Source organism: Brevundimonas sp. MYb52 (assembly GCF_002979535.1).
Classification (GTDB): Bacteria; Pseudomonadota; Alphaproteobacteria; order Caulobacterales; family Caulobacteraceae; genus Brevundimonas.
Genome location: NZ_PCPB01000027.1, coordinates 1 through 13,850, shown reverse-complemented (window position 1 = coordinate 13,850; position 13,850 = coordinate 1). Strand labels below are relative to the sequence as shown.

Genomic DNA, 13,850 nt, shown 5'->3' with positions numbered 1-13,850 from the left:
GAGGCGGTGGCGGCGGGTCGGAACGCAGGGTCTTCAGAAAGGCGACGGCGCCCACCACGCTTTCCCCAGGACGCACGACCGGGCCCGACCGCGCCGACTGGCCCCGCACCACGCCGGGGGGCTCTTCCGGCTGGCCGGGATGAGCGGCTCCGGTCTGGAAGGCCAGAATCAGCATCAGGGGCGGCGCCAGCCAAAGCAGTCGTCTCATGACGCGGCTCCGGGGGACGCGATCCGCACCGGGAAGGCCAGGGTGACACGGATGTTGCCGTTCACCGGCACAGGCTCGCCCGCCCGAATCCTGCCGTGGAAGGGCGTGATCTCATAGCGGAAGGCCGTCACCCGAAAGCCCTCGGGCCACTCGCCCAGCTTGTCCAGAAAGGCAAAGGCGGGACCCCAGCGCAGATCCGTCTGAACCTCGGCTTCCAGCCACTGGGTCGGGCCGATGGCCTCGACTTCGGCGTTGGTGGTGATGCGCGGATTGGGCAGCCCGGTCGCGACGGCGGCTTCCAGAAGTCGTTGTTCGATCAGCACCTGGGCTACGGCCGAGTTGGTGGCCTCGAAACCCCAGCTGTTCATGTCTTCCAGCGCCAGGCGATCGGCGGCGCCGTCGGCCACGCGACGCGCGGCGGCGGCGCTCAGGCGGGCGGTCGATTGGTCGGTCAGGGCGTCGATATAGCGCTCAGCCTGTGTCGTGCGCCATTCCAGGGCGGCGACGGGGGCATAGACCGCGGCGCCCAGCACCAGCCCGCCCAGCAAGACACGCTCGCGCAACGTTGTGCGGCGAAGACGATCTTTGAGACCGTTGATCGAAGACTGGGTCAAGGCGACCATGTCAGCGAAGAAGCCCTGCAAGACGCGTCCCGATCCAGTGTTGCTCACACGGGTCCGCATTTCGCATCGACCCCCCATTTGCCCTGAGCTATAGCAACGTTACACGCTCATAACAGTTAGAAATCCAAGGCGATCGTCTGATGCACCGCGACCGGCTCCGTCTCCGTCAACGTTTTTCGATGAACGTTGCCTCTTCGCATCATTCTCGCAGAACGCGGGAAGGCTACAGCCTGCTCGAGATCCTGGTCGTTCTGTCGATCATCGCTCTGATCGCGGCGGTGGTCGGGCCGCGTCTGTTCGCGCAACTGGACAAGTCCAAGACCCAGACCGCCCGTCTGCAGATCCGTTCGCTGGAAGCGGCGCTAGAGACCATGCGTCTGGATATCGGTCGCCTGCCGACCGAACAGGAAGGTCTGGGGCTGCTGATGCAGGCCAACGCCGAACAGGTTCCCGGCTGGTCCGGTCCCTATCTGGACAAGGCTCTGCCGTCTGATCCGTGGGCGCGTCCGTACATCTATGTCGCTCCGGCGGTTTCAACGTCGGGCGACGCCGCGCCGGACAATCGCGCGCGTGTCATCAGCTACGGCGCCGACGGCGCCGAGGGCGGCCAGGGCGCCAATGCCGATGTCAGCTCCGATCAGGCCCGCTGATCCCGCACCGCCCCGGCGTGGCCGGGTCGGCTACACCCTGATTGAAGTTCTGGTGGTGCTGGCGATCTTTGCGCTCAGCACCGCCATCATCATGCCGTCCACGGCGCGGATGCTGGATCAGACCACGTCGCACGCGGTCTTCTTCGAATTCCAGCGTCAGGTCTCGGATCTGCGGCGCGAGGCCAACCGCACGGGCACGCCGCTGCGTGTGGTGGACCCGTCCATGCCTCGCGAGGGGGAGGATCGCCTGCTCGAACTGCGGGCGCCCTGGCGTTACACCTTGGCGCCGGCACTGGATATCGCCGAGGGCGGCGGCTGCTCGACCGTCAGCGCCAACCTGATCAATCAGGATCGGGTGGTCATGACTCTGCGCACCGATGACGGGACCTGCCGGTTCGTCCGGCTGCAGGCGCCCCCCGCCAAGGGCGGCGCGGCCTCCTAGCTCAAGGCTCGGGCGTTAGCGGCGGGGCCGCCTCGCGCACCTTCATTTCCAGCGTCATGGTCTGGCCCGCGCCATCGGTGCGCGGCTGGACATCGTGGAAATAGCCCGAGCTTTCCAGATCATCGACCAGGGGCGCGATCTTTTCGATGGCGGCGTAGGGCAGGATGAAGCTGAGCGTCTCGGTCTCGGCGTTCAGCGATGTGGGCGTCAGGTCGTGGAAGGCCAGGATGCCGACGGCGGCGCCGGCGGCGCTCAGCGGACTGGTCTGCTCTTCGATCTGTCGATAGGCGATCAGCTTCTTCTGGCCGGCGTCCAGATTGCGCACGGCGGCGGGGCGCGGCGTGGAGGCGCGGATTTCTGCAGTCTCGACTTCGACCCGGTCCGTGTCCTTCGATAGCTGATAGCCCTGGCCGAACAGGAAGGCGCCGAAGCAGAGCGAGGCCAGGACCACGCCGCCGCCGGCTGTAAGGGCCAGTTGCTCGCGCGTCAGCTCGACCGGCGCCAGGGCAAAGGCGTCACGGTTGTCGAAGGCGATGGGTAGATCGCTTGGCGCCGGCGGATTTTCCGGCGCGGGATCGGCGGCGCGTTGCAGCCGCACGAAGGCCGACCAAGCGGCGAGGTCGTAGCGGTCTCGCCGCCAGGCCGAGGCGACCAGAGCCTTGTCGCGCCACAACTGAGCTTCGTAGCCGAGCTTCAGCCGGACGATGCGCCAGGCCTCGCCGCGTGGCTGGGCCAGGGTCTCAGGGCTGACCAGGGGGCGGGTCGACGTGGCGCGAGCGGCCAGCAGGGTCTCAACGCGATCCGCGTCCCACCACCAGACGCCGAAGTCGTCGCCCGCCTTGGTCAGGGTCGAGTTGGACCTGACATAGGGCGCCGCGACGCGGGCGTGCAGCGCGGCGGCCTGTCGCCGCCGACCGCGCGGCAGGGCGGCGGTGTGGAACAGGCCGAAGGCGCAAAGATCTCGGGCCAGCAGAAGGACGGGCCGACGCAGCATCCGTCCCAGGACGCCGCCAGGGTGGACGACGTCGATGACGCCGTCATGGCTGAGCCGCTCAACGCGGGGCGTAAGAAAGTCGAGTTGCATTGGATGTGTCGGCCACGGCTCGGCGGGGAGCCTCTGTAAGCTCAGTTTGATCGATCCAGAGCGGCTGCTCAAGACCGGAAGGGGTCAGGGACAGGCGCGCTCGATAGGTCCAGGCTGAGCGGGTGTCGCTCAGGGTAAAGAGAATGGAGCTGGCAGGGAAGGTATAGACCTGCTCGTAGTCCCAGACCGGCTGGGCGCCGGTGGCGGTCTCAAGCGCGTTGATCGAAAGAAGGGGCGCGACTTCGCGTTCCCGCAACACGGCGGCGGCTTGGTCTTCGGTCAAATCAAACAACACGGCCAAGGCTTCCGGGCTGGCCGTATTGATGTTGATCGCGCTGGAAATGGGGTCGGACGCCAGCTTGTCGCGCATGGCCCGCCAACGGTCCCGATCCACGGCGTCGCGCGCGCCTAGCACCGACAGCCATTCCGAGGGTCGCAACAGGGGACGATTGGGCGGCCCGCCATCGGCATAGTCGCGACGCTCGGCGCCGTTGGGCTGATTGAGATCGTCCAGATCGACATAATCCTGATAGCGTGCGGCCAGGATGTCGCGTTGGGAGGCCGCCACGCCGAGCCGTTCCAGCAGCCGGGTCAGGGGCGGGCCATCCAGCCGCATCAGATTGATCATCCCGGCCTGATCCTGAAGGCGAAGCACTAGCGGCCCGTCGACATCCATCAGGTAGGGCCGACTGTCGAGGCGGACCAGTTCCACGGCCAAACCGGACGGCGTCTCTCCCGGTTGGGTTTCGCCATATTCATTGAAGGCGCGAATGTCGTTCAACGACAAGCCGTTCGCCCTCATGGGCTCGGTGGCGGCCATATAGGCCAGGGCGGCCTCGGCGCTCAGGGCGCGCTGCAGAAAACGCATCCGCGCCCGCGCCGAATTGGCCTCGGCGGTCAGGCTGGCCAGGGCGGTGATGGCGACCAGAAAGATCAGCGTCACCACGCCTGTAACGGCGAGCACGGCCGGCAGGGCGAAGCCGGCGCGACCCAGTCTTGGCTTGGTGCGATCAGAACGGGGCATCGGGCCTCGTCCATCGCTCGGGACGACCGGAGGCGGCCAGGTCCACGACATCCAGGGTCGGTTCGGCGTTCAGCCGCACCCACAGGGAAAAACTGCGGAAGGACTCTGCGGTATTGCTGGGCGCGCTCGGACTCTCGTAGGCGGGCGTCCAGGTCGTACTGTCGGTTGAATAGGAAAATGCGGCGGTCGCACCGCGGGGCAGGTTCATAATGGGCGTCTTGCGCGGTCCGGCCTCGCACATCAGCACTTTTTCGTCGCCTTGGGTCTCGATGGTCAGGGTCAGTCGCCCGGCCCAGCCCTGAGGCGCGCAGCCGGTGGCCCGCTCCATCACCGCGTCGGCCTCCAGTCGTTCCGGTCCGGCGAGGATGGGCTGATCAACGCCTTCGATGATGGTGGCGGTCGGCCGCACGCTCAGGCTGCGGATGATGGCGCGCAGGTCGCTGATCGCCACATCGGCGTCGGCGACCGACATGGCGCGTCGGCCCAGCGAAAAGCCGGTATCGCCGGCCTTGATGCCGATCGAGAAGATGACAGCCAGCGCCATGCCGCCGATCGCCAGGACGACCAGGGCTTCAATCAGGGAAAAGCCGGCGCGGCGGGCAGTCTGCATGACAGCGCCTTGATAGGGCTTCGCGGTCGCCCTGCCAATCGGGCGAAACGGCGCCCTCAGCTTGGCGCTTGGGGCCCCGCCTGATATGGAGAACGCGAAACTTTGGGGGGGATGATGCGCGGCGTCGTCTCGGTGGTGATTGCTGGGGGGGTGGGGTGCGCCGTTTGGGCGGGCCTGACCAATCGTGTCCCATTGGCCCAGGCGGAGGTCAGCGCGGTCAGGCCGATCGCCGCCCACGCTCCACAGGTCATTGAAGCACCGGCCGACAGCGACCGTGATCGTCGCGCGCGCCTGAACGCTCGCCTGCAGACCATGGTCCGGGAGGGAAAGGGCGTTCGCCTGACCGACGCGCCGCGGGCTGCGCCGCAGCGACGCGTGGAGAACCGCCGTCCGGTGCGAGTCGCCACGACGCCGTCCCGCGCCGAACCCGCCGCGACCTTTGCTCCGCCCGCCGTCAATCCCGGCGCCACGCCGACCGTGCGCCGCGCCGGCTATACGCCGCCCACCCTGGATCTGAAGACGCCGCCACGCGTGCCGGACAACGATCTCGAATGCCTGACCCAGGCCATCTATTACGAGGCGCGCAATGAGAGCGAGGCGGGGCAGGCGGCGGTGGCCGAGGTGGTGCTGAACCGCTCGCGGCATCGCGCCTATCCCAAACGGGTCTGCGAGGTGGTCTATCAGCGCAACAGCCGCACCTGCCAGTTCACCTTCACCTGCGACGGCTCGATCGGGCGGCGCGCGGTCAACGCGGTCGCCTGGGCGCGGGCAGAACGCATCGCGCGCGAGGTCTATGAGGGGCGTTCGGCTAGCCAACTGCCCCGGAACTCGGTCAATTATCACGCCAACTATGTCCGTCCGTCGTGGGGACAGAGACTGTCGCGCGTGCGTCAGATCGGGGCGCATATCTTCTATGGCGCGCCCTTGAACGGCGGATCGACGCCCGGCGCCTACGAGCCGATCCCCGCGCCGGCGGCTCAGCCGCTGTTCATGCGTAATGAGGCGTTGGACAGGGCCTATGCTCTGGTCACGACTCAAATGGCCCAGGCGACTTCGCCCGAGGTCGGAGCAACGACAGGGTCGTGACGGGGCGAGACATCCAACTGCGGTCCCCTCGTTGCGGACGTGATTGGGGTTGGTTTTCGGAGACCTAGCGGCGCGCTAACCGATTCGAGTGATCTGCGCGCCGAAGAAGGTCACTTCGCCGTCAAATGCCCCCTCGAGCAGGAGCAATCGAAATTCCGAAGCTGACGGCTTGTCCCACTCGTATTCCATTTCAAGCTGAAACAGGCCGTCGCGGCCGGGATGGAACTCATACGAGGTATAGACCTCCTGCTCCCCCCAGTCGGCCCGGTATCTATGCTTGGCTGTAGGGGCGCTGAAGCCAAGGCGAACAACGGCTTTCCAGCGTCCCGCAGGCATGACGATATAGGGGCCGAAGATCAGAATGCGCGGACGGCCGGTCAGGTCGAAAACGACCTGTCCATCATGGTGGCGAACGACCTTGGCGTTGATGTCGAAAATCTCGCTGCCCCAGAAGCTCTGGTCGGCGGCGTAAACTGAAAAGGCTTCGCTGAGAGCGCGGTTGCGATCCGATGCAGCGGCTGATGCCGGGCCAGACAGTTTAAGGCCGGGAAAGATCTCCACGGGCCCCCGCTTCAAGGCATCCGCCGTGAAAACTCGTTCCGGATAGGCGGTGCAGCCTCGCAGGGCGAGTTCGGAGGCGTTCCTTACTGCGGCGTGTCGCGGCGCGGGTTCGCTCGCGGCATCGATCTTGGGGAGCAAGGGGCCGGCGTCGCTCAACATGACGGCCACATTTTGTGAAGCAGCGCCCGCCTGGCGTGGTTCGTCGGCGTTGGGTGTCAGGATCAGGGCCTTGCCGGACGCAGCCTGGCTGGCTTCAGCCGTCGAGGAGACTAGGGCGAAGCCTGCGCTCTCGGCCAGAGGTTTGATCGTGGCGACCCAGTCGTCCCTGTCGGCGCAGGGGGGAATGATCAGCCAGAATTCTTGCTTGGGATCAGACATGGTCAAGCGGCGCGCAGCCAGGTGTAGACTTCAACCGCTTCGTCGATGTCGTCGAAAATCTTAGCCTTGCCGCTTTCGATGATCATGGCTCGGTCGCAGTATTTGGCCACCAGGTTGATGTCGTGCGAGGCCATGAGAAAAGCGCGGTGCGCCCGGTGCTGGAAGAGGGCTTCCTGACATTTTCTCTGGAAACGCGCGTCGCCGACCGCGACCAGCTCGTCGATCAGATAGCAATCGAACTCGATCGCAAGAGAGAGGCCAAACGCCAGCCTGGCGCGCATCCCGGAAGAGAAGTGCCGAACGGGCTCACGGAGGGATTTCCCAAGTTCCGCAAAGTCATCCACGCGTTCCAGCGTCTCATGATAGTCACGTTTATAGAGGCGCGAAAGAAACCGCACGTTGTCGAGCCCGGACAGGCTGCCCTGGAAGCCGCCAGCGAAGCCGATGGGCCATGACGTTGTCATGTTCCACTCTATCCGGCCCGTGGTCGGCGGCAGCGTTCCGCCCAGCATCCGGATCAGGGTGGATTTTCCCTGGCCATTGCGGCCGAGAAGAGCCAGTCGACCAGACCTGCCCAACTCGAAATTGACGTCGCTGAAGACGCACCGCTTGGCCTCGCGATAGGTCTTGGAGACCTGGATGACCCGCAGGCCCGGTTGCTCGAGGCTCATTAGTCCTGCCTGTGCTCCCGGATGCCGGCCCAAACGAGCCAGCCGATGGCGTACAAGAGCATCGAGGATGCGAAAATGGTCAGAATGGCCTTCCAGCGGTTCGGAGCCGTCCCCTTGTCAGGGAGGCTCGGGGCGACGATGCGCTCCAGATAGAGCTTCTGCCTGGCGGCGTCTTGCTGGGCGGAAAGCAGGCTGGCTTCTGCCTGCGTGACGCGGCGCTCGGCGATCTCGCGCTGCAAGATGAGATCCTCGTAGGTTCCCACCTTGGGCGCCAGTGAATCGGCGCCGCCGGCCATCCGCGCGCGCGCCTCGGAGACCTGACGCTCGAGGGCGCCGATCCGACGGTCCAGCGGGGCCAACTGGGGACTCGCCGGCGCCTCGGCGGCGAGTTGATCGCGTTCCGCCTTCAACTGAGCGATCGTGACCAGAAGGGTTGCTGTGATCTGAGTGCTTTCGGCCGCTTCGGTCCGGGGGTCGATGAAGCGGGCGCTGTTTCGGAAGTTGGTCAGGGCCTGCCTGGCGTTTTCAGCGGCTGCGACGGCGACCTTCTGGTCTCGTTCCGCATCGCTCACCGCATTGGCGGCGGCGCGATCATTGAGCTGATTGATCAGCTTTTCGCCACTGTCGAGAAGGGCAAGGTTCAGAGCCCGGGCGTCCTGGGGGCGGAAGGCCTCGACGCGGATGGTGCTGATACCGGTCGTCGAATCATAGCCGACGGTCAGGAAGCGTTGGAACGCCTTGTAGAGAGCTTCCTCGCTCTGGCCTTCCCAAGGGCGAGGATAGCGGGCGAGCGCATCGGCGCCTTTACGGCCAAGGACGGCGCGCAGGTCAAACTGCTTATCAAGCTGCTGCAAGCTGTCGCGCGACGTCAGATACTCGTGGACGGCGAAAGCGTCGTTGATCCCTGTTGAGAAGCCGGCGACGTGCAGCGCCATGCCGACGGTAGAGGGCTGGGCGACATTGGCGGAACGGACGACAAACCGCGCTTCAGAGACATAGCGAGGCGAGGCGATGACCAGGTAGTACAGGCAGGCCAGCAGCGTGGGCAGAGCCACCACGATCAGGAAGCCGACCGGCGCCTTGCGTCGATGCTTTCCCCCAGATCGTGCGGGAAGCAATTTGGGTAGGGCACCCAGGTACTGCAGCTTTGTATCGGCCATGCGCGACATTTGCCTTATCTGAGCAAATTTGTGGAGATTATTCGGAAGACATGTGTTCGCGTGCGCCAGCGATAAGCAGCAAACCCGCGATATTCAACACCGCTCCCCAGGTGATCGCATAGATCGGATTGTAATAGGTCGGAACGAACTCGCCGAATACGCCCGCACGAATCATTTCCACGCCGTGCACCAAGGGGACGGACAAATAAATATCTCGAGCCGCGGCAGGAACCCACGCGACCATGAAAAATGCGCCCGAGAGCGGGATCATGGCGTAGCTGATCAGGGAAATCAGGCGTTCAAAAAGCTCAAAACGCATGGCCAGCCCGGTCAGCACCAGCGCAATCCCGACAGCGACAAAGGTCAGGGTCAGCCAGCCGCTGTAGAGGAGCAGGTAGTCATGCGGCAGGCCGACCTGGTTGATGCTCAGAAGCACGAGGTAAACGACCATGAAGGCGGATGTGGCTCCGCCGAGTTCGAGGATGATCCGGCTGGTGAGAATATGCATGGGCGTTATCTGCCGATGATAGAGCAGGCCCAGGTTGGATTGGATCGCCGAGGTCAGCAGGCCGATCATGTGCCGGATCATGATCAGGCTCATGTAACCGGTCATGACGAAAGGCGCCAATCGGATGCCGTGCTCATAGGGCGGCTTGGTGAACGACCACAGGATTATGACGCCGAAGCAGAAGATCAGCGGCTCCCCGACCAGCCAGGCGAAGCCGAGACCTTGTCGGCCGTAACGGGTCGCCATTTCGCGCATGATGAGCGCGCCGACGATGCGCAGGTGGTGAGCCGCAGCCGCGAACATCCGATAGGGACCGGCGCGACGCATTCCAGCTGGCGCCGTCCTTGATGATCCTGAGTCTGACGGGTTCAGTTCGACCATAAATTGAACCTTCAAGGCTGTGTCGCTGGAAAAACAATGCTCAGAACGGCGCGCGCAGACTGATCCAGCGTCTTCGTATCCGTCCTAACATGAATTTCTGGCGAATGTGGCGTCTCGTAGGGGCTATCGATGCCGGTGAAGTTCAACAGCTCTCCGCGCCGGGCCTTGGCGTAAAGCCCTTTGACGTCGCGGGCCTCCACGACCTCAAGGGGGGCATCGACGAAGACCTCGATGAAGTCGATGTCGCCCATCATGTCGCGCGCCATGGCGCGTTCGGCGCGGAAGGGCGAGATCAGAGACACCAGAACGATCAGGCCGGCGTCGGCCATCATTCGCGCGACCTCGGCGGCGCGACGGATATTCTCGACGCGGTCGGCCTCGGTGAAGCCCAGGTCGCGGCTGAGGCCGTGACGCAGGTTGTCGCCGTCGATCAGATAGGCGTGGCGACCCTCGGCGGTCAGCAGTTCCTCGACCAGGTTGGCGATGGTGGACTTGCCCGAGCCGGACAGGCCGGTGAACCAGACGACGGCGGGCTTCTGGCCCTTCAGCGCGGCGCGCTGGGCACGATCGACCTTGATGGCCTGGCGGTGGATATTGTGCGCCCGTCGCAGGGCGAAATGGATCATGCCGGCGCCGACCGTGGCCCGCGTCAGCCGGTCGATCAGGATAAAGGCGCCCAATTCGCGATCGACCGTATAGGGCTCGAAGGCCACGTCCTGACCCAGGGACAGGTGGCAGACGCCGATGTCGTTCAGGTCCAGGGTGCGCGCGGACAGCTTTTCCTGGGTGTTGACGTTCACCCGATGGCGAATGTCGGTGACCTGGGCGGAGACGGTGCGGGCGCCGATCTTCAGATCATAGACGCGGCCGGGGATCAGTTCGGCCTCAGCCATCCAGACGATGGTGGCCTCGAACTGGTCGGCGGCCTCCAGCGGCGCATCGGCGGCGGCCAGAACATCGCCGCGTGTCACGTCGATCTCGTCGGTGAAGGTCAGGGTGACGGACTGGCCGGCTTGCGCTTGGTCCAGGTCGCCGCCCATGACGACGATCCGTTCAACGCGCGAGCGCACGCCGGACGGCGAGACGGCGACGGCGTCGCCCACCGCGACGGCGCCGCTGGCGATGCGGCCCGTATAACCGCGGAAGTCGAGGTTGGGGCGGTTGACGCCCTGGACCGCCATGCGGAAGGGCCGGGCGGTCTCGGCGGCGGTTGGCAGGGTTTCCAGTATCTGCAGCAGGGTCGGCCCCGCATACCATTCCGCCGCCTCGCCGGGCCGGGCCAGGTTGTCGCCATTCACGCCGGAGACAGGAATGGCGACAGGTGTCGGCAGACCGGCGGCCTCGGCGAAGGAGAGGTAGTCGGCGACGATGGCGTCGAAGGCGTCCTGCGACCAGGCGACCATGTCCATCTTGGTCACGGCCAGGATGACGTGGCGTACGCCCAGCAGGGAAACGATGTGGCTGTGCCGCCGCGTCTGGGTCAGCACGCCCTTGCGCGCGTCGATCAGGACCACGGCGGCGTCGGCGGTCGAGGCGCCGGTGGCCATGTTACGCGTGTATTGTTCGTGGCCCGGCGTATCGGCGACGATGAACTGGCGGCGCGGCGTCGAGAAATAGCGATAGGCCACGTCGATGGTGATGCCCTGCTCGCGCTCGGCCAGCAGGCCATCGACCAGAAGCGAGAAGTCCAGTCGTCCGTCAGCGTCGCGCAGGGCGGCGACCTGATCGTCCGGGACGGCGCCGACATCATGCAGCAGGCGGCCGATCAGGGTCGACTTGCCGTCGTCCACCGAGCCGCAGGTGATGAAACGCAGGGTGTCGCGGTGAAGCGTAGAGGGCGTCATCAGAAATAGCCCTCCTGTTTCTTCTTCTCCATCGAGCCGGCCTGGTCGCGGTCGATCAGACGGCCCTGGCGCTCGGAGCTGCGCGAGGCGCGCATTTCGGCGATGACGGCGTCCAGGGTCGCGGCCGTGCTCTCGACCGCGCCTGACAGGGGGTAGCAGCCCAGGGTGCGGAACCGCACAGACATCATCTCGGGCGTCTCGCCGGGGTTCAGTCGCATCCGCTCGTCATCGACCACGATCAGGGCGCCGTCGCGCCGGACCACGGGGCGTTCGGCGGCGAAATAGAGATCGACGACCGGGATGTTTTCCAGCGCCACATATTCCCACACATCCATCTCGGTCCAGTTGGACAGGGGGAAGACGCGCATGCTTTCGCCAGGGGCGACCCGGGCATTGTAGAGGCTCCACAACTCCGGCCTCTGGCGGCGCGGGTCCCAGCGGTGGCCGGGGCCGCGGAAGGAGAAGATCCGCTCCTTGGCGCGGCTGGCCTCCTCGTCGCGGCGCGCCCCCCCGATGGCGGCGTCAAAGCCGTGCAGGTCGAGGGCCTGTTTCAGGCCTTGGGTCTTCCACATGTCGGTATGGACCGCCGAGCCGTGGTCGAAGGGGTTGATCCCTTGCGCCTGGGCTTCGGGATTGTGGTGCACGATCAGCCGCGCGCCGCTCTCTGCCGCCATCCGGTCGCGCAGGTCGTACATGGCGCGGAACTTCCACGTCGTGTCCACGTGCAGCAGGGGGAAGGGCGGCGGGGCCGGATAGAAGGCCTTGCGCGCCAGATGCAGCAGGGCCGCCGAGTCCTTGCCGATCGAATAGAGCAGCACCGGGCGCGCGCACTCGGCCGCCACCTCTCGCAGGATGTGGATGCTCTCGGCTTCAAGCCGTTGCAGATGGGTCAGTCGGTCAACGGCGGCGGTCGTCATATCAGGCGGCCGAGACCCCGACCTTGCGATAGAGCTCCGTCAGCCGCACCTGATAGGCCTCGGGCGTGAACTTGCCGGCCTGGACCAGGCCGCGCGCCTGCAGGTCCAGTCGCAGGCTTTCGTCGGCGTCCAAAGCCTGGATGCCGCGTGTGATGGCCTGGACGTCATAGGGATCGACAATCACGGCCGCATCGCCGGCCACTTCTGGAAGGGAGCCGCCGGTCGACGTCAGCACCGCAGTCGACAGGGCCATGGATTCCAGCACCGGCAAGCCGAAGCCTTCATACAGCGAGGGGAACAGCGTGGCCTTGGCACCCCGGATCAGACTGATCAGCATGGCGAAGGGCATGTATTCGTACTGGCGGATACGGTCGGCGCTGGGGCCGCCGTCGCGTTTCACCTGGTTCAGCAGGGCGGTCTCGCCCTCGTCCAGCCAGGCCCGGCCGCCGATGATGACCAGGGGCGTCTGGCTGCCCGAAGCCAGATAGGCCTCGACGACCCGACCCAGGTTTTTCTTGGGTTCGATGGCCCCGAAGTGCAGGAAGTAGTCCTTCCAGCCCAGGTTGAAGACGCCTTCCAGTTCCAGCGTGACCTCAGCCTGGCTGCGCGATGTCAGCTTCTGAGGCAGGCTGACAGCCTGGTAGGTGTTGGTGACGCGGTCCTCGCTGACGCCCAGAAGGCGGATGACGTCCTGACGCGTCGTCTCCGAAACGACGGCGATATGGTCGGCGCGGCGGGCGATGGCGTCGCATAGGGCGCGATAGGTCGCCTTGTCGTCCAGGGTGGTGTGCGGCAGGCGCAGCGGGATCAGGTCGTGAATCGTGTAGATGTTGGGAACCTTGCGCGCGTGCAGCGGCAGGGTGGCGGTCCAGTGCATGACGTCGGGCGCAGGGGCCCCAGCCGTGGCCTCGAACGAGACCGGGGTCTCCTTGCCATAGGCGGCGAAGCAGCGGTTGGCGTGGGTGAATAGGTCGCGCGCGGCCCAGAATCGGTCGGCGGCGGGCCGTCCGCCGGATCGCGCCGGCCAGATGACCTCGCCCGAAGGCAGGATGGAATGGGCGGTTCGACCGTAGCGCGACATGAAAGTGTCGGCGAAACGCTCGATCTTTCGTTTGCGGTTCAACTTCTGCGGCGGGCGTTCGGCGTCGACCAGCGCGGTCTCGTTCAACAGGTTGTCGTTGCGTCGGCGCGCTGCGGGGCCATAGAGAACCTGGGTGCCGAAGCCGGCGACGCGGGCGCTGTCCAGAAGGTTCCGTCCGTAGGTCGCGATACCCGTTCCCTTGGCCAGGGCCAGGTTAAAGCCGTCGATGCATATAGAAGTCATGAAATTCCGAGGACCTAAGGTTCGGGCGGATGTGGACGACAGGCGGCAGCTCAGGTCAAGGTCCGATCTGAGCGGTGATATTGGCTTAACGCCGCGTTAAACCCTGTAGCCTGAGGGTCACGGTGTGTTGCAACCTTCGGTAAATTGGGCGTTTGCGGCTCGACCACTCACGGCAACGCTGATAGGGAGTGGGGTAGGCGACGTATCCGTCGTCCTCGAACAACTGATCTCGGAGGGCCGCATCCATGCGCGTCAAGAGTTTGATCCTGGCATCTAGCGCGGCGGCGGCTCTGGCCCTGTCGGCTGGCGCCGCTTCGGCTGAGCCGGACGGCTGGTACGGCGCAGTCGACGCCGGCTATCACATCATCGACGACATCAA

Annotated in this window: 15 protein-coding genes; 3 read left to right on the top strand and 12 right to left on the bottom strand. The window is 65.4% G+C overall.

Going from position 1 to position 13,850, the window contains the following annotated elements; translation table 11 throughout:
* Positions 1-208 (bottom strand): hypothetical protein (locus tag CQ039_RS16330; RefSeq protein WP_146112151.1); only part of this gene is annotated, 208 nt, incomplete at its 3' end.
* Complete coding sequence (locus CQ039_RS16325; RefSeq protein ID WP_146112150.1) at positions 205-879, bottom strand: hypothetical protein; 675 nt, start codon at positions 877-879, stop codon at positions 205-207. The genes CQ039_RS16325 and CQ039_RS16330, both read right to left, overlap by 4 nt.
* A gap of 131 nt (positions 880-1,010) precedes the next feature.
* On the opposite strand from CQ039_RS16325, the gene gspG reads away from it, so the two are divergent.
* Together gspG and CQ039_RS16315 are read left to right on the top strand one after the other, a co-directional pair.
* Positions 1,011-1,481, top strand: coding sequence for a type II secretion system major pseudopilin GspG (gspG, locus tag CQ039_RS16320; RefSeq protein ID WP_105564971.1), 471 nt, complete (start codon positions 1,011-1,013; stop codon positions 1,479-1,481).
* A complete protein-coding gene (locus tag CQ039_RS16315) occupies positions 1,456-1,923 on the top strand; it encodes a Tfp pilus assembly protein FimT/FimU (protein ID WP_158256032.1) in 468 nt (155 codons plus the stop codon). The genes gspG and CQ039_RS16315 overlap by 26 nt, the downstream gene beginning before the upstream one ends.
* Position 1,924: 1 nt before the next feature.
* Here CQ039_RS16315 and CQ039_RS16310 read toward each other — a convergent pair whose 3' ends face one another.
* From CQ039_RS16310 to CQ039_RS16680, 3 genes are read right to left on the bottom strand one after another with little or no spacing between them, the layout of a single operon-like run.
* Positions 1,925-3,007: a hypothetical protein gene (locus CQ039_RS16310; RefSeq protein ID WP_105564963.1), complete on the bottom strand. Its 1,083-nt coding sequence runs from the start codon at positions 3,005-3,007 to the stop codon at positions 1,925-1,927.
* Positions 2,976-4,031 (bottom strand): general secretion pathway protein GspK, encoded by a 1,056-nt coding sequence (locus CQ039_RS16305; RefSeq protein WP_105564964.1) that lies wholly within the window; start codon positions 4,029-4,031, stop codon positions 2,976-2,978. The genes CQ039_RS16310 and CQ039_RS16305 overlap by 32 nt, the downstream gene beginning before the upstream one ends.
* A complete protein-coding gene (locus CQ039_RS16680; RefSeq protein ID WP_105568067.1) occupies positions 4,018-4,641 on the bottom strand; it encodes a prepilin-type N-terminal cleavage/methylation domain-containing protein in 624 nt (207 codons plus the stop codon). The genes CQ039_RS16305 and CQ039_RS16680 overlap by 14 nt, the downstream gene beginning before the upstream one ends.
* A 114-nt stretch (positions 4,642-4,755) precedes the next feature.
* On the opposite strand from CQ039_RS16680, the gene CQ039_RS16295 reads away from it, so the two are divergent.
* Positions 4,756-5,727, top strand: coding sequence for a cell wall hydrolase (locus CQ039_RS16295; protein WP_233190336.1), 972 nt, complete (start codon positions 4,756-4,758; stop codon positions 5,725-5,727).
* A gap of 75 nt (positions 5,728-5,802) precedes the next feature.
* Here the strand turns inward: CQ039_RS16295 and CQ039_RS16290 are convergent, their stop codons facing one another.
* From CQ039_RS16290 to CQ039_RS16260, 7 genes are all read right to left on the bottom strand, one after another.
* On the bottom strand, positions 5,803-6,666 hold the full coding sequence (locus CQ039_RS16290; RefSeq protein WP_105564965.1) for a hypothetical protein: 864 nt from the start codon (positions 6,664-6,666) through the stop codon (positions 5,803-5,805).
* A gap of 2 nt (positions 6,667-6,668) precedes the next feature.
* Complete coding sequence (locus CQ039_RS16285) at positions 6,669-7,337, bottom strand: ABC transporter ATP-binding protein (protein ID WP_105564966.1); 669 nt, start codon at positions 7,335-7,337, stop codon at positions 6,669-6,671.
* Positions 7,337-8,506 carry a chain-length determining protein gene (locus CQ039_RS16280; protein ID WP_233190337.1) on the bottom strand — a complete coding sequence of 390 codons (1,170 nt, stop codon included), beginning with the start codon at positions 8,504-8,506 and terminating at the stop codon, positions 7,337-7,339. Before CQ039_RS16280 ends, CQ039_RS16285 begins: the two co-directional genes overlap by 1 nt.
* A gap of 28 nt (positions 8,507-8,534) precedes the next feature.
* Positions 8,535-9,332, bottom strand: coding sequence for an ABC transporter permease (locus CQ039_RS16275; protein WP_105564967.1), 798 nt, complete (start codon positions 9,330-9,332; stop codon positions 8,535-8,537).
* Positions 9,333-9,397: 65 nt separating this feature from the next.
* Complete coding sequence (gene cysC, locus CQ039_RS16270; protein WP_105564968.1) at positions 9,398-11,230, bottom strand: adenylyl-sulfate kinase; 1,833 nt, start codon at positions 11,228-11,230, stop codon at positions 9,398-9,400.
* Positions 11,230-12,147 carry a sulfate adenylyltransferase subunit CysD gene (gene cysD, locus CQ039_RS16265; protein ID WP_105564969.1) on the bottom strand — a complete coding sequence of 306 codons (918 nt, stop codon included), beginning with the start codon at positions 12,145-12,147 and terminating at the stop codon, positions 11,230-11,232. Before cysD ends, cysC begins: the two co-directional genes overlap by 1 nt.
* Before the next feature lies 1 nt (position 12,148).
* Complete coding sequence (locus CQ039_RS16260) at positions 12,149-13,471, bottom strand: glycosyltransferase family 1 protein (RefSeq protein WP_105564970.1); 1,323 nt, start codon at positions 13,469-13,471, stop codon at positions 12,149-12,151.
* Positions 13,472-13,850: the final 379 nt, after the last annotated feature.